The sequence below is a fragment of the Burkholderia sola genome (assembly GCF_905400185.1).
GTDB classification, from domain to species: Bacteria; Pseudomonadota; Gammaproteobacteria; order Burkholderiales; family Burkholderiaceae; genus Burkholderia; species Burkholderia sola.
Genome location: NZ_FR989675.1, coordinates 2,968,438 through 2,983,937 on the forward strand (window position 1 = coordinate 2,968,438; position 15,500 = coordinate 2,983,937).

Genomic DNA, 15,500 nt, shown 5'->3' on the forward strand with positions numbered 1-15,500 from the left:
TGCTCCGCTTTCGCGGAGCGCGCGGCCTTCGTCACCCCTGCGCGCGCCGCCACGCTCAGGCCGCCCGCGTTTCGAGCACTTCCACCGCCGGCAGCTTCTTCCCCTCGAGGAACTCGAGGAAGGCGCCGCCGCCCGTCGAGATGTAGCTGACCTGGTCGTGGATGCCGTACTTCGCGATGGCCGCGAGCGTGTCGCCGCCGCCCGCGATCGAGAACGCGGACGATTTGGCGATCGCTTCGGCGAGCGTCTTGGTGCCGTTGCCGAACTGGTCGAACTCGAACACGCCGACCGGGCCGTTCCACACGATCGTGCCGGCCTTCTCGAGCTGGCTCGCGAGCGCCTTGGCCGTATCGGGGCCGATGTCGAGGATCATGTCGTCCGCTTCGATGTCGGCGACCTGCTTCACCGTGGCCGCGGCCGTCGGCGAGAATTCCTTCGCGGTGACGACGTCGGTCGGGATCGGCACCGATGCGCCGCGCTCGCGCGCTTCGTCGATGATCGCCTTCGCCTCGGCGACGAGATCGGCTTCCGCGAGCGACTTGCCGATCGACAGGCCGGCCGCGAGCATGAACGTGTTCGCGATGCCGCCGCCGACGATCAGCTGGTCGACCTTGCCGGCCAGCGACTTCAGGATGGTCAGCTTGGTCGACACCTTCGAACCGGCGACGATCGCGACCAGCGGGCGCGCCGGGTTGCCGAGCGCCTTGCCGAGCGCGTCGAGTTCCGCAGCAAGCAGCGGGCCCGCGCATGCCACGGGCGCGTACTTCGCGATCCCGTGGGTGGTCGCCTCCGCACGGTGCGCGGTGCCGAACGCGTCGTTCACGTACACGTCGCAGAGCTTCGCCATCTTCTGCGCGAGCTCGTCCGAATTTTTCTTCTCGCCCTTGTTCACGCGGCAGTTCTCGAGCAGCACGACCTGGCCCGGCGCGACGTTCACGCCGTTCTCGACCCAGTTCGCGACGAGCGGCACGTCACGGCCGAGCAGGTCGGCGAGACGCTTCGCGACCGGCGCGAGCGAGTCTTCCGGCTTGAATTCGCCTTCGGTCGGACGGCCGAGGTGCGACGTGACCATCACCGCCGCGCCGGCGTCGAGCGCGGCCTGGATGGCCGGCACGGACGCACGCACGCGCGTGTCCTCGGTGATGTTGCCCTGGTCGTCCTGCGGGACGTTCAGGTCGGCGCGGATGAACACCCGCTTGCCGGCGAGCTGGCCGGCGGCGATCAGGTCGGTAAGACGCTTGACTTGGCTCATGTTGAACAGATTGAAGTGGTGGATGGGGAAAGGGGGGTTCACGCTGGACGTGCGCGGGCTGCCGCGAAAGGGCGCCGGATGCGGCCGTGGCTGGCGGTTCGCAAGACGCGCACGGGTAAAAAATCTCGAACGGGCATTCTAGCCGATCCATCCGGCAGACTGACCCGTGCGACGGCGAATTCCGCCTATTTGGGATCGCGCGCCGGAACGGACGAATTGCTGCATCGCAGCAAGACAGGCGCACAGCCGGCCGGCAGTGATCGGACCGGAACGGCGGCGCATCAGAAAATCAGCCGCAGTGCGGTGAACACGAGCATCCCGATGACGATCGTGCCGAGCATGCTGCGCCGCCACAAAAACCAGCCGAGGCCGGCGAGCGCCGCGTAGAACGGATGATTGGACAGCCCGAACGACAGTCCGGCCGGCGTTTCGAGCACGTCGGGCAACACGACGGCGACCAGCGCGGCGGCCGGCGCGTAGCGCAGCGCGCGCTGCGCGCGTTCGGGCAGCACGGTGCGCTCGCCGCCGATCAGGAACAGCGCGCGCGTGACGGCCGTGACGATCGTCATCCCGACGATGACGATCCAGATCTCGGTCGCGCTCATTCGATGTCCTTTTCGTGCACGGTTTCGGTCCGGATGCGCCGCCAGTCAGCGCGCTCGACGAAGAAATCGGCCGCGCAGCCGGCCGCGAGCGCGGCGAGCACCGCGATCGGGAGCGCGAGCCGGTACGGCAGGTCGAACGCGATCAGCGACACGATGCCCGCGACCGCGACGGCCGCGAGCGTCGAGCGGTTCGCGACCGCCGACACCATGATCGGGATCAGCGCGAGCGTGCCGGCCAGCTCCAGCCCCCAGCTCGCGGGAAAGACGCTCGCGAGCAGGATGCCGGCGAGCGACGACACCTGCCACGACGCCCAGCTCGCGAGCGCCATCCCCCAGAAATACGCTTCCTTGCCCGGCACGCGGCCGTACGCGAAGCCCTGTTTCTGGAACAGCAGATAGATCACGTCGCCGTTGAAATAGCCGATCGCGAGGCGCCGCCACAGCGGCAGGTAGGAAAAATGGGGCGCCAGCCCGGCGCTGAAGATCACGAAGCGCAGGTTGACCATCGCGGCCGTGAGCAACACGGTCCAGATCGGCAGCTTCGCCGCGAGCAGCGGCAGCACCGCGAGCTGCGACGAGCCCGCGTAGACGAACAGCGACATCGCGCTCGCCTGCCCGAGCGTCATCACGGACTTGCTCATCGCGATGCCGGTGACGAGCCCCCAGGACAGGATCGCCATCAGTGTCGGGGAATAGTCGCGCGCGCCCTGGATCAGCGCGAAGCGGTCGGTGGCGGACAATCGAGCGAGCATCGGAAAGCGGGCCGCAGCGGGCGGTTCGTCGGGACGCCGGCGCCTCCTGCCGTGCGACCCATCGTTATTGGAATCGGTACCGGACGATTATAGCGCCGGCCCCGTGCCGCCCGACCGGATCGTCCCCAAATGACGCTAAAATAAGCGTCTTTCCGGTTCAACGCTGCACATCACCCGCAGCACATCACCGCTTCCAGGAGAATCTTATGTCAATGGCCGACCGCGACGGCAAGATCTGGATGGACGGCAAGCTGATCGACTGGCGCGACGCCAAGATCCACGTCCTGACCCATACGCTGCACTACGGCATGGGCGTCTTCGAGGGCGTGCGCGCGTACAAGACGGCCGACGGCGGCACCGCGATCTTCCGCCTGCGCGAGCACACCAAACGTCTGCTGAATTCGGCGAAGATCTTCCAGATGGACGTGCCGTTCGACCGCGAAACGCTCGAAGCCGCGCAGCTCGCGGTCGTGCGCGAGAACCATCTCGAGTCGTGCTACCTGCGCCCGATCATCTGGGTCGGCTCGGAAAAGCTCGGCGTGGCCGCGAAGGGCAATACGATCCACGTCGCGATCGCCGCGTGGCCGTGGGGCGCGTACCTCGGCGAGGACGGCCTCGCGAAGGGCATCCGCGTGAAGACGTCGTCGTTCACGCGCCACCACGTGAACGTGTCGATGGTGCGTGCGAAGGCATCCGGCTGGTATGTGAACTCGATTCTCGCGAACCAGGAAGCGACGGCCGACGGCTACGACGAAGCGCTGCTGCTCGATGTCGACGGCTACGTGTCCGAAGGCTCCGGCGAGAACTTCTTCCTCGTGAACAACGGCAAGCTGTACACGCCCGACCTGTCGTCCTGCCTCGACGGCATCACGCGCGACACGGTCATCACGCTCGCGAAGGACGCCGGCATCGAGGTCATCGAGAAGCGCATCACGCGCGACGAGGTCTACACGGCCGACGAAGCGTTCTTCACCGGCACGGCCGCCGAGGTCACGCCGATCCGCGAACTCGACAACCGCACGATCGGCAGCGGCGCGCGCGGCCCCGTCACGGAAAAGCTCCAGTCGGCGTTTTTCGATATCGTGTCAGGCAAGAACGCGAAGTACGCGCACTGGCTGACGAAGGTCTGAGCGCGCCGCGCCACCGACCGCCCCACACAAGAGTGATAAGAGAAAGTCTCATGAGCGAAATCAAGGAAATGCCGCTGGTCGAGCTGACGGCCAAGGATCTTCCCGCCTACTGCCCGAACCCGGCCATGACGCGCTGGAATGCGCACCCGCGCGTCTTCATCGACGTATCGCACGGCGAGGCGCGCTGCCCGTACTGCGGCACGCGCTACAAGCTGCGCGACGGCGAGGTCGTCAAGGGCCACTGAGCCCCGGCGGCCGGGCCTGACGGCCCGCCGACCCGCAAGGCGGCGCAGCCGGCAGTCCGGCGCGCCGCCCTTCCCCATTCTGGCAACCCGAACGCGGCGCCCGTGCGCCGTGCTTCATTACGACATCGGAAGTCGACCTGATGCGTCGAGCGCTGGTTATCGCACCGAACTGGATCGGTGACGCATTGATGGCGCAGCCGCTTTTTGCGCTGCTGAAAAAGCTCCATCCCCGCATCGCGATCGATGCCGTCGCACCCTCCTGGGTCGCGCCCGTGCTCGAGCGGATGCCCGAGATCCACGATGTCTACGCGACCGATCTCGCGCACGGCAAGCTGCAGCTGCTGCGCCGCTGGCAGCTCGCGAGCGACCTGCGCGACGTCGGCTACGACGCGGCGTACGTGCTGCCGAATTCGCTGAAATCCGCGGTGATCCCGTGGCTCGCGAACATTCCGCTGCGCATCGGCTATACGGGCGAGCACCGCTACGGGCTGCTGAACGTGCGGCACGCGAACCCCGACAAGTCGGGCGAGCGGCCGCCGATGACGACCCACTACGCGGCGCTCGCGTACGCGCCGGGCGCGAAGCTGCCCGAGTCGATGAAGACGCTGCCCGCGCCGCGCCTGGACGCCGACCTGAACGAGACGGCGCGCGTGTCCGCACGTTTCAATCTCGATACGCGCAAGCCGCTCGTCGTGTTCTGCCCCGGCGCCGAATACGGCCCGGCCAAGCGCTGGCCGCCCGAGCACTTCGCGTCGCTCGCGACCATCGTCCACCAGTCGTTCCCGTATACGCAGATCGTCGCGCTCGGCTCGCCGAAGGATTCGGCCGCCGCGCAGGCGATCGCCGACCACGCGCCGAACGTGCGCAACCTGTGCGGGCAGACGTCGTTGTCCGAGGCGTGCGCGCTGATCGCGCGCGCGAACGCGGTCGTCACCAACGATTCGGGGCTGATGCACGTCGCCGCCGCGTTGCGCCGGCCGCTCGTCGCGTTGTACGGATCGACCGATCCGCGCCATACCCCTCCGCTGTCGGACCTGGCGAAGGTACAATGGTTACATCTCGAATGCAGTCCCTGCTTCGAACGCGAGTGCCCGCTCGGCCACCTGAAGTGCCTGCGCGAACTCGGTCCCGAGCAGGTATTCGGCGATTTGCGCGGCATGCTCGTCGGGCAGCGCTGACCCTGACCGGCAGCGTCGCACGGCGCGCCGGGCAATCCGATTCACCGGTGTACGGCGGCTCGATCCGGGCCGCCGTGCTGAATACGGCGCGCGATGCGCGCGAGAGACCACCCCGATGCCACGTTTTGCCCGCCTGTTCGAAGCTGCCGCCGATACGCTGAACGCCTACTACCAGGCCGTCGCGGATGCCAATCTCGACGCGCTGCTGGCGCTGTGGATCGACGAGGATTTCGCCAGCTGCGTGTGGGCGGACGGCGAGCATCTGCACGGCCTCGACCAGATCCGCAGCGGGCTGGGCAATCGCCTCGCGACGCGCCCCGTCACGATCGAGCCGCTCGACATCCGCGTGTACGACAGCCTCGGCACGGTCGTCTATACGATCGCCGAAGCGCATCAGCAGGCCGACCTGACGGCCGAACCCGACATGGTTTTCGCGACGTACGTGATGATCCACGAACGTGGCGAATGGCGCATCGCGCACATCCACGCGAGCCCGATTCCTGAACGAGCGGCCGGACAATTCGCCGCGAAGATCCGTCACGGGCAGGGTCCGCTGCACTGACGAAAAACGAAGCAACGCATTAGCGGGGCGATCATGAGTACGGCTTCTCCGCCCACCTCGCCGCTGACCGGGCCCCCGGCCCCCGACGACGATTCATTGCGCTATCGCGCACCGCGCTGGCTGCCCAACAGCCATGTGCAAACCATCGTGCCCGCGCTGTTCGCGCGGCGGCCGGTAGTCGGTTATCGGCGAGAGCGATGGGAAACGCCCGACCATGACTTCATCGACCTCGACTGGGTCGCGCACCTCGACAGCGCGGCGCCGGCGCCCGACGCGCCGCTGTTCGTGCTGTTCCACGGCCTCGAAGGCAGCTCCGGCTCGCACTACGCGCTCGCGATGATGGCCACCGCGCGCGCGCACGGCTGGCACGCGGTCGTCCCGCACTTCCGCAGTTGCAGCGGCGAGATCAACCGGCAGCCGCGCTTCTACCATCTCGCCGACAGCGCCGAGGTCGACTGGATCCTGCGCCGGCTCGCCGCGCAGCACCGCGGACCGCTGGTCGTGGCCGGCGTGTCGCTGGGCGGCAACGTGCTGCTGCGCTGGCTCGGCGAGCATCGCAGCGACACGTCGATCGTGCGCGCCGCCGCCGCGATCTCGACGCCGATCGACGTGCATGCCGGCGGCCGCGCGCTGTCGCAGGGCTTCGCGATGGTCTACACGCGCAGCTTCCTGAAGACGCTCAAACGCAAGGGGCTCGCGAAACTCGAACAGTATCCGGGGCTGTTCGACCGCGACGCGATGCTGCGGGCCGTGACGATGCGCGACTTCGACGAAGTCGTGACCGCGCCGCTGCACGGTTTCGCGAACGCGGACGACTACTGGACCCAGGCGACGACGCGCCCGCTGCTGCGCGCGATCGACGTGCCCACGCTGATCCTCAACGCCCGCAACGACCCGTTCCTGCCCGAATCGGCGCTGCCGGGCCCGGCCGACGTGTCGCCGGCCGTCGAGCTCGACCAGCCCGCGCACGGCGGCCACGCGGGCTTCATGACCGGGCCGTTCCCCGGCCGCCTCGACTGGCTGTCGGCGCGGGTGTTCGGCTATTGCTCGAAATTCGTCGACCATGGATGACATCGTCAGGCAGGCGCTCGCCAAATGGCCGAACGTGCCGCATTGCACCGGCTGGCTGCTGCTCGATCGGCGCGGCGCATGGCGGCTGCGCGACGACGCCGCGCAGGCGGCCGGCGAGCTCGGCTCGCCGATCCGGCATGCGGCGCTGAACGCGTTCATCGGCCGCAACTACGCATGCGACGCGCAGGGCCAGTGGTTCTTCCAGAACGGGCCGCAGCGCGTGTACGTCGAACTCGCCTATACGCCGTGGGTCGTGCGGCTCGCCGAGCATGACGGGCAGCTTGCGCTCACCGACCAGACGGGCGCCCCGTTCAAGCCGGAGGCAGCGTGGCTCGACGACGGCGGCGGCGTGCTGTTTCGCGACGCCGGCACGCCCGCGCGCATCGCGGCGCTGCACGATCACGACCTCGGGCTGTTCGCCGATCACGCGGATTTCGATGCCGAGCCGCCCGTGCTGCGCTGGCGCGACGGCCGTACGCTGCCGCTCGGCAGCATCGCGTGCGCCGACGTACCGGCACGGTTCGGCTACGTCGCCAGCCCGGCGCGCCGCGCGCGCGACGCGGCCGACAGCGACCAGTGAGCGGCGGCGCCGGCCGCGTTCGCCGCGCGATGGCCGCTACCCGCGGCCGTTCTTCTCGTCGTCGCGCTCTTCCTTGTAGCGCGCCTCGAATTCCAGCAGCCGCGCGCCGATGATCGACTGCTCGTAGAACGACACGTCCTTCGCGTCGCGCGCTTCCTTCAGTTGCCGGATCGCCGATGGCCACGCGCCGTCGAGCGCCAGTTTCTCCGCCAGCGCGCGGCGCCGCGCGAGCACGTCGCCCTTGCCGTCGCTCGCCTTCGCGAGGTAATCCCACCAGTCCGGCTGTTCGGGGTCGGCCTTCGCCTGCGCCCGCGCGAGCGTCTGCGCGTCGGCGAAGCGGCGCGCGGCGATCAGCGCCTGCAGGTGCGCGACGATCGCCGCGTGCGACGCCGGCCAGCGCCGCTGCGCGAGCGCCGACAGCCGTACCGCGTCGTCGGTCCGGCCCGCGCGGCGGGCGATGTCGGCGGCCAGCACGTCGAGGCTCGGCGAACGGGTGGCCGGATCGTCGTCGCGCCGCTCGCGCTCGTCGAACGCGCCGCGCGCCGACGCGAGCGCCTTGTCCGCCGCATCGTACTGGCCGAGCAGCGTGTTCGCGAGCGCGATGCCGTACCAGTTCGCCGCGACGTTCGGCGCGGTGCGATCGTCGATCTCGAGCTGCATCCGGCGCGCCTCGGCCGAGATGTCGGTCGGCGCCCGGTTCTGCAGGATGCGCAGCCGCGCGCGCACGAACCCGTATTCGGCCGACTGGCGCGGTTGCCGGTACGGCGCGCGGCGCGCACGATCCTCCATGTCCGCAATCCGCTCGCCGGTCAGCGGATGCGTGCGCGCGTAGGCCGGCACGCCCGCATCGCCCATCGACGCGCGATCGAGCCGCTCGAAGAAGCCCGGCATCCCATACGGGTCGTAGCCGGCTCCCGCGAGCAACTGGAAGCCGACGCGATCGGCCTCGCGCTCGGCCGAACGCGAGAAGCGCAGCTGGTTGTCGACCGCGTACGCCTGCCCGCCCATCGCGATCGCGCTGCCGAGATCGCCGCTGCGCGCGAGCACGCCGGCCAGCACGCCGAGCAGCATCGTCGCGAGCGCCGTGTAGCCGCTCTTCTCGCTCGCGCCGATCATCCGCGCGATGTGCCGCTGCAGCACATGCCCCATCTCGTGGCCGACCACAGATGCGAGTTCCGACTCCGTCTGCGTCGTCACCACCAGCCCGCTGTTGATCCCGATGAAGCCGCCCGGCATCGAGAACGCGTTGATCTGCGGATCGCGCACCGGGAACAGGTCGAAGTCGGGCGTGTAGCCGCCGATGTAGCGCGCCGCCGCCGCGGCCGCGAGCCGCGCCGCCATCGCGTTCAGGTAGTCGCGCACGAGCCAGTCGTCGAGATAGTCGGGATCGCGCCGCACCTCGCGCATCACGCGCTCGCCGAGCCGGCGCTCGGCCCGCGGCGTCAGCGCGCCGCCGGAGCCGTCGCCGAGATCGGGCAGCTCCAGCGCACGCAGCGGCGCGCGCAGGCTCGCGACCGGCGCCGACGCACCGTCCGCGCCCGAGAACCGGCTCTCCGCGCCGCCGTACGTGCCGAACACGCCGGTCGCGATGCCGGACGGCACGGTGGATATCGACGTCGCGCCGCCCGCTGCCGGCTCGAGCGGCGGCGCGGCGGCGCTCTGCGCATGGCCGCCCGGCGGCAGCGCAAGCGCGGCCGACAGCGACACGGCAAGCAACTGTTTGACACGCATGGCAGGATGAATACGACGCCGTCCCGCGCGAGCGGCGCGCATCGCGGCGTTTGGTCTGAATATTCGGGTCATTGTACCGGCGCCGCGACGACTGTCCCGTGCCGCGCATGCGTCATCTGCGCGTCCGGCAACGCGAACGCCGCTGCTATGATAGGCGCCCGCTGCGCGGTTGGATCGGTTCGTCGCGCCGGTACGGGATTCGAAGCGCGGCCGACCGCGAAGCCGGATCGACGGACGTGCGCGCGCACGCCGTTCCACGAGAGGAAGACATGTCAGGACTCACCCATTTCGATGCCGCCGGCCATGCGCACATGGTCGACGTCGGCGACAAGCAGGAAACGCGGCGCATCGCGATCGCGCGCGGCACGATCCGGATGCTGCCGGCCACGTTCGCGCTGATCCGCGACGGCAAGGCCAAGAAAGGCGACGTGCTCGGCGTCGCGCGCATCGCGGCGATCCAGGGCGCGAAGCGCACGGCCGATCTCATTCCGCTGTGCCACCCGCTCGCGCTGACGCGCGTGGCCGTCGACTTCGAACTCGACGACGCGCTGCCGGGCGTGCATTGCGTCGTGCAGGTCGAGACGTTCGGCCGGACCGGCGTCGAGATGGAAGCGCTGACGGCCGTCCAGGTCGGGCTGCTGACCGTGTACGACATGTGCAAGGCGGTCGACCGCGGGATGGTGATCACCGACGTGAGCGTGCGCGAGAAGCGCGGCGGGAAGTCGGGGGACTGGAAGGCGGAAGACGCGGCGGGCTGAACGGCCTGGGCGCAGCCGGCCCGCAAATTCGAGATAAAACCGTTTATCTCATACAATTACCGGATTCCGCACGAGAGAGCGTGCGAACCAGCAAAACAGCACAACAAAGCGAGCCCTGGTGATGAATTCGCAAGCGTTAAGAAGCGCGTTGCTGGCCGGACCGGTCCAGCACGCGCGCCTCGTCAAGCTGGATACCCCGCTCGGTCCTGACGTCCTGTTGCCACAGCGGGTCGCGGGCCGGTCGCGGCTCGGGCGCCATTTCGAGTTCACCGTCGATACCATGTCGGTATCCGACGACGTCGAACTCAAGAAACTGATCGCGCAGCCGGTGACGCTCTGGATCCAGCAGGCCGACCAATCGTACGCGCCACACCACGGCTATGCGCATGCGGTCCGCCGGCTCGGATCGGACAGCGGCGTCACGCACTACCAGATCGTCTTTGCATCGTTCCTGCACTTCCTGAAGTTCCGCCGCGATCAGCGCATCTGGCAGGACCGGTCGGCCGACGACATCATCGCCGACGTGTTGAACCAGCACCCGCAGGCCCAGGGCCGCTTCACGTTCCAGCTTTCCCGACCGCTGCCGTCGCGCTCGTTCTGCATGCAATACGAGGACGACTGGAATTTCGTGCATCGCCTGATGGAATCGGAAGGCCTGTACGGTTTCTGGGAACAGGACAAGGACGGCAAGTCGCACCGGCTCGTCATCGTCGATCGGCTCGATGCGTTGCCCGCGCTGTCGCCGCGAACCGTGCGCTTTCATCACGCGGGCACGGGCGACGAAGCCGACACGCTCGTCCAGTTCACCGGTACGCGCACGCTGCGCAGCGTCGCGCGCCACGCGCACGTTCGACTACAAGCAGCCGCCCACCGCGTCGAATCCGAAGGCCACCCACACGCCGACGATCGCGAACCAGGGCGACCTGCCGGGGCAGCTCGAAGTCTACGAATACACGGGTGCGTACACGTATCCCGAGCAGTCGCGCGGCGACCATCTGTCGAAGATCTGGATGGAAGAACAGGAATCGCAAGCGAAGCGCTTTCATGGTGTCGGCGGCGTGCGGCGCATGGACGCGGGACGCACGTTCGCGTTCGCCGATCATCCCGAACACGACAAGGACGATGCCGGTCAACGCGAATTCGCGGTGATCGAGACGACGTGGGTCATCGTCAACAACCTGCCCGTGGCCGACGAGTCGGCCGTTTTCCCGCACAGTCTGCAGGCCGAGATCGGCCGCATCGTGCAGGCAGGCGATACTCCGCTGTCGCGTGTGCGTCATCCCGACGGCACCGAGGGCTTCTATCAGATCCGCATCGAAGCGCAGCGCACGACGGTGCCGTTCCGCAGCCCGTTCGAGCATGCGAAGCCGCCGATGCACCTGCAATCCGCGATCGTCGTCGCCCCGCAGGGCGAAGAGGTCCACACGGACGCGCTCAACCGGGTCAAGGTCCGCTTCCACTGGGACCGCCTGAACGACGGCGACGAAAAGGCATCGTGCTGGCTCCGCGCCACGTCGTCCGATTCGGGCAACGGCTACGGCGCCGTTCACCCGCACCGCAGCGGCGAGGAAGTGCTGGTCGACTTCGTCGGCGGCGACTGCGATCGTCCGATCATCGTCGGCAAGGTCTACAACGGCGCGACGAGTCCGCAATGGCACAGCAACGGGATCCTGTCCGGATACCGGTCAAAGGAATATGCGGGCGCCGGCTACAACCAGCTGGTACTGGACGACGCGACGTCGCAGAACCGCGTGCACCTGTACAGCAGCCAGACCAACGCACATCTGCATCTGGGCTACCTGATCGACCACGCGGGCAACAACCGCGGCAGCTATCTCGGCAGCGGCTTCGACCTGCGCTCGGACGCCTACGGCGCCGTGCGCGCGAACCGCGGGCTGTACGTCACGACGCATCCGAAGCAGGCGGCAAGCCAGCCGCTCGACGTCGACGAGACGCGGGAGCAGCTCGTGCGCGCGGAAGGACTGATCGACGCGATGTCGCAGGTCAGCGCGCAGCATCAGGGCGAGTCGCTCGACCCCGGCCACTCGGCACTGAAGCAGTTCGCCGATGCGACGCGGAACAGCGTGAGCGGCGGCACGTCGGGCGGGCGGACGGCCGGCGGCGGAACCGGCAGCGCGAATGCGTTCAAGGAGCCGGTCATGCTGTTCGGCAGCCCGGCCGGCATCGGGATGTCCACGCAGCAATCCGCGCAATTTGCCGCGGACCAGCAGATCAACCTCGTCAGCGGACAAAGCACGCACGTCGCCGCCGGGAAATCGCTGGTCGCCAGTGTCCTCGACCGGATCAGCCTGTTCGCGCAAAACGCGGGGATGAAGTTGTTCGCCGGCAAGGGCAAGGTCGAAGTGCAGGCGCACGCGGACAACATCGAGCTGACCGCGCAGAAGGCGCTGAAGCTGATCGCCGTCACGCAGTCGGTCGAAGGCGCCGCGGCGAAGGAAATCCTGCTGACGTCCGGCGGCGCCTATATCCGCATCGCGAACGGCAACATCGAGGTGCATGCGCCCGGCAAGATCGACATCAAGGGCGCGCAGCATGCGTTCAGCGGCCCCACCCACCTGTCGCAAGCGATGCCGACGCTGCCGAACTCCAACGGCAACTACGACCAGGCGTTCATCGCGCACTGGGCCGGCACCGACATCCCGGTCGCGAACACGCGGTACCAGATGTTCTCGAACGGACAACTGATCTCGGAAGGCGTCACCAACGCGGCAGGCGAGACAGGGCTCACGCAGAGCCACGTGCCGCACGACGTCGTCGTCAAGTTTCTGGGGAAATCGAATGGCTGACGGACAACAGGACAAGGTGCTCGGAACCGGTGCGGCGATGCTCACCCCGACGGGATACCAGGATCGGCCGAAGGTACAGATCAACATCTGCGACAAGCATGTGACGCCGGCGGCGGATTCCATTATCGGAACGTGCCCGTACTACTACCGGCCGCTGCATGGCGAGTACTGGGAAACGGTCGAAAAAGTCAGCACGTCGAGTATCTGGGCAACCGTCAAGAAATTCGCGACGTCATGGGATCCGTGGAAAGACACGAAAGTTGCCCGTGAACTGCTGCATCGGCGGGAGAACCTGATACAAGCCGAAAGCACCGATTCCGACTGGTCCCGCCACGGCAATTTCATGATGCGTCATATCGGATGCGGGCATAAGCCGCCGGGATATTACGTCAGCTACGGTTACTACTATTGCTCGAATTACGGCAAATACCTGCTCCCGCAATTGAGCGACAAAGGCAAGGCGTGGCTTGCGAGCGCACGCTGGTTCCTGCAGCATTATCTGGAACAGGGTTTGCAGCAGAACATGCGCGGCGACACCATTTCGATCAGGGGCAAGAAGCCGAACAGCGGCGGTTGCGAGATGAACGTGCCGCAGTACGCGCTCGAACTGGATGACGACACCTTCAAGACGTACGCGTTCAAGACCCACCCTCTCGCCTATCTCGACGGCGGTCTGGCCGGGCTCGGGCCTGTCGATATGTACTACATCCTGAAGCAACCCAACGCCCAGGAATGGGGTGATCTCAGGACATTCTCCCAGGCATTCGACAGCGGTGTCGGCGTGGGCAAACAGTACGTCGACAATACCGTCGAATATGCGAAAAAGGCCGGTGATGCCGTCAACGAACATGTCATCGACCCTGTTGCACAGGCAATCGAAAAACTGATGCCGAAATGAAATGACGAAAAAATTCCTGAAGCTGTCGCTCGGTGCGGCAGTCGTGCTCATTGTCTTGATTGTCGGGTTCTCATCTATGTCGAATGACTGGCAGGTCGTTTCCAACACTTTCATGAAGAACAGCAAGCCTTACGGCGGAGGCGACTTCGTGATATCGGGAAACGAGGCGATCACGCTGAAGATCAGCGATCCTGAAATCACGTTCAAACCGTACGCGGAATGGAAGGACAAGGAAAAAGCCGAGCCGGCCGAAGCCTGGATGAGCGACAGTCGCGAAACGCTGAACCGGACGTCGGTCGAATTCTGGCGCGGCCCGGTGAACGGCGACATGACGCGCCATTTCAAGCAGGTGGGCCAGACCGCCGCCTGGTGGCACGCCAAGGACTGGACGGTCGAATTCATCAGCACCGGCTGGATGGACTACAAGTCGCCTCAGCCTGCCGACGGGCTGACGCCGCACGTGACCAAGCTCTGGAAGTCGTCCAACGGCGGACGCGACTGGGTACAGCTCGCGTGGCCCGAAGATCGGAACATCGGTCGCCTGCTCTTTCTGGATCCGCAGCGCGGCTATGCGATCGGTTGGGGCCCGCACGTGTGGCGCACGTCCGACGGCGGTCAATCGTGGCGGGAAATCCAACTGCCACCGGGTGCTGCGGAGGCCGGCAAACCCCGCCGCACCTTTGACGGCATCGACCTCGGCCCGGACGGTACCTTGCGCGTGGCATACCATGTCGAGAAATCCGAGCATGCTACCGCCGGAAGCGTCGTCTATCGGCTGGGCTGGGAGCAATCCGGGTTCGCCCTGGAGGCCGTTTTGCCCGAACAGGTCGTCGTCAACCTGTCCTCGTCTCCAACCGCGTCGAATCACTATGCGCTTTACGCGCTGTCGCGCCTCGGCGAACCGCGCAATTTCGATAATCCCGCCGACAAGGGAAAACGCGTCGGCGCCATTTCGACGTGGACGAACGGCGAACCCGAGCAGGTGCGCCAGTTGCATTCGTTTGACGACGCACTGACGCTCGATAGTCTGAGCGTCGGCCGGGACGGATTGCTGCTCGTCTACGCCACCGACGCCAGCCGCAACGGCACACCGCTCGATCTCACGTTCGTCAGCAGCGACGGCGGGAAGACCTGGAACTCGAGCAGGGAGAAACCGGCTCAGGGCGGATATTTCAACGCCCAAACGAACACGCTGTATTCGCTGGTCGCCTATACGCTCAAGAAGCGGCAGTTCTGACCGTTCCGATGCGATTGCCGCGGACCGCCGTCGCGATTCGGGTGCCGGCTCCGCGGCAGCGCACATCGAGCGCACGGCTCGGCGGCCGCACGGATCGACTTTCGGTGGCCGCGTGCAACGGTGCGGCCATCGGCGCGCAGCCCGCCCGTCACTGCCCGCGCTGCGGCTCGAACACGAACGGTTGCGTCAGCAGGAAAGGATTCGCGGTCGCGCCAGTCTGCGCGCAAGTCGCGTGCGTCATCGCCTCGACGGCCGCGCGATCGGCCGCCGCGTTGCGGCTACTCGTCGTCACGGTCACGTTCTGCGCTTCGCCGGACGTCGTCATCAGCGCGCGCACGAGCACGGTAACCGGACGCGTGAGCGGTTTCGCGCTATCCGGATAGACGGCCCGGGGGATATGGCAGGTCAGCTTGCTTTCCTGCGACGACGACAGCATCGCGCAGCCGGAAAGCAGTACCGCGACGGCGGGCAGGATCAGGTAGGTCGAGCGAAGGGCCATGGTCGAATGTCGTTCTTCAGCACTGTTCTGGGCACATGCGTCGCGCGCCGGCAGCCTTTCGCCGGCCGCATCGCGTGTGTCGCACCGCGCCGCGGCCATCGGACCGGCGCCCCGTTACGGCCGCGCGGCCGAACAATGCTCGACCGCGATCCTGCTCGGCGGAATGCCCGGATAGCCTGGACATTCTCCGTATTC

15 protein-coding genes and 1 pseudogene are annotated in these 15,500 nt (G+C 67.2%); 11 read left to right on the forward strand and 5 right to left on the reverse strand.

The window, feature by feature from the left end:
- Positions 1-55: 55 nt before the first annotated feature.
- The 3 genes from KR541_RS13700 to KR541_RS13710 form a co-directional block, all read right to left on the reverse strand.
- On the reverse strand, positions 56-1,252 hold the full coding sequence (locus tag KR541_RS13700; protein WP_050014551.1) for a phosphoglycerate kinase: 1,197 nt from the start codon (positions 1,250-1,252) through the stop codon (positions 56-58).
- 281 nt (positions 1,253-1,533) lie between these two features.
- Entirely contained in the window at positions 1,534-1,857 is a 324-nt protein-coding gene (locus tag KR541_RS13705) for an AzlD domain-containing protein (protein WP_050014552.1), read from the reverse strand.
- Positions 1,854-2,609, reverse strand: coding sequence for an AzlC family ABC transporter permease (locus tag KR541_RS13710; protein ID WP_050014553.1), 756 nt, complete (start codon positions 2,607-2,609; stop codon positions 1,854-1,856). Before KR541_RS13710 ends, KR541_RS13705 begins: the two co-directional genes overlap by 4 nt.
- Before the next feature lie 206 nt (positions 2,610-2,815).
- Here KR541_RS13710 and KR541_RS13715 point away from each other — a divergent pair, with 206 nt between their 5' ends.
- The 6 genes from KR541_RS13715 (at position 2,816) to KR541_RS13740 (ending at position 7,375) form a co-directional block, all read left to right on the forward strand.
- Complete coding sequence (locus KR541_RS13715) at positions 2,816-3,739, forward strand: branched-chain amino acid transaminase (RefSeq protein WP_006477940.1); 924 nt, start codon at positions 2,816-2,818, stop codon at positions 3,737-3,739.
- A gap of 50 nt (positions 3,740-3,789) precedes the next feature.
- Positions 3,790-3,984: a zinc-finger domain-containing protein gene (locus KR541_RS13720; RefSeq protein ID WP_006482499.1), complete on the forward strand. Its 195-nt coding sequence runs from the start codon at positions 3,790-3,792 to the stop codon at positions 3,982-3,984.
- A gap of 140 nt (positions 3,985-4,124) precedes the next feature.
- Positions 4,125-5,162 carry a lipopolysaccharide heptosyltransferase II gene (gene waaF / locus KR541_RS13725; RefSeq protein ID WP_050014556.1) on the forward strand — a complete coding sequence of 346 codons (1,038 nt, stop codon included), beginning with the start codon at positions 4,125-4,127 and terminating at the stop codon, positions 5,160-5,162.
- Between the two features lie 115 nt (positions 5,163-5,277).
- On the forward strand, positions 5,278-5,724 hold the full coding sequence (locus KR541_RS13730) for a nuclear transport factor 2 family protein (RefSeq protein ID WP_050014558.1): 447 nt from the start codon (positions 5,278-5,280) through the stop codon (positions 5,722-5,724).
- A 33-nt stretch (positions 5,725-5,757) separates the two neighbouring features.
- Entirely contained in the window at positions 5,758-6,795 is a 1,038-nt protein-coding gene (locus tag KR541_RS13735) for a YheT family hydrolase (RefSeq protein ID WP_050014560.1), read from the forward strand.
- Positions 6,788-7,375, forward strand: a complete 588-nt coding sequence (locus KR541_RS13740; protein ID WP_050014561.1) for a DUF2946 family protein — start codon at positions 6,788-6,790, stop codon at positions 7,373-7,375. Before KR541_RS13735 ends, KR541_RS13740 begins: the two co-directional genes overlap by 8 nt.
- Before the next feature lie 36 nt (positions 7,376-7,411).
- Here the strand turns inward: KR541_RS13740 and KR541_RS13745 are convergent, their stop codons facing one another.
- Complete coding sequence (locus KR541_RS13745) at positions 7,412-9,106, reverse strand: M48 family metalloprotease (RefSeq protein WP_204383382.1); 1,695 nt, start codon at positions 9,104-9,106, stop codon at positions 7,412-7,414.
- Between the two features lie 269 nt (positions 9,107-9,375).
- Between KR541_RS13745 and moaC the strand changes: the two genes are divergently transcribed.
- The 5 genes and pseudogenes from moaC (at position 9,376) to KR541_RS13765 (ending at position 14,806) form a co-directional block, all read left to right on the forward strand.
- On the forward strand, positions 9,376-9,864 hold the full coding sequence (gene moaC / locus KR541_RS13750; protein WP_050014564.1) for a cyclic pyranopterin monophosphate synthase MoaC: 489 nt from the start codon (positions 9,376-9,378) through the stop codon (positions 9,862-9,864).
- A gap of 280 nt (positions 9,865-10,144) precedes the next feature.
- A pseudogene (locus KR541_RS37035) lies at positions 10,145-11,807 on the forward strand (type VI secretion system Vgr family protein); the annotation flags it as partial.
- A gap of 51 nt (positions 11,808-11,858) precedes the next feature.
- Positions 11,859-12,671 carry a DUF2345 domain-containing protein gene (locus tag KR541_RS37040; protein ID WP_425542616.1) on the forward strand — a complete coding sequence of 271 codons (813 nt, stop codon included), beginning with the start codon at positions 11,859-11,861 and terminating at the stop codon, positions 12,669-12,671.
- Positions 12,664-13,569 (forward strand): hypothetical protein, encoded by a 906-nt coding sequence (locus tag KR541_RS13760; RefSeq protein ID WP_050014566.1) that lies wholly within the window; start codon positions 12,664-12,666, stop codon positions 13,567-13,569. Before KR541_RS37040 ends, KR541_RS13760 begins: the two co-directional genes overlap by 8 nt.
- A 76-nt stretch (positions 13,570-13,645) precedes the next feature.
- A complete protein-coding gene (locus tag KR541_RS13765; RefSeq protein ID WP_050014706.1) occupies positions 13,646-14,806 on the forward strand; it encodes a glycosyl hydrolase in 1,161 nt (386 codons plus the stop codon).
- Between the two features lie 148 nt (positions 14,807-14,954).
- Here KR541_RS13765 and KR541_RS13770 read toward each other — a convergent pair whose 3' ends face one another.
- Positions 14,955-15,305: a TonB family protein gene (locus KR541_RS13770; protein ID WP_124556531.1), complete on the reverse strand. Its 351-nt coding sequence runs from the start codon at positions 15,303-15,305 to the stop codon at positions 14,955-14,957.
- Between the last annotated feature and the right edge of the window lie 195 nt (positions 15,306-15,500).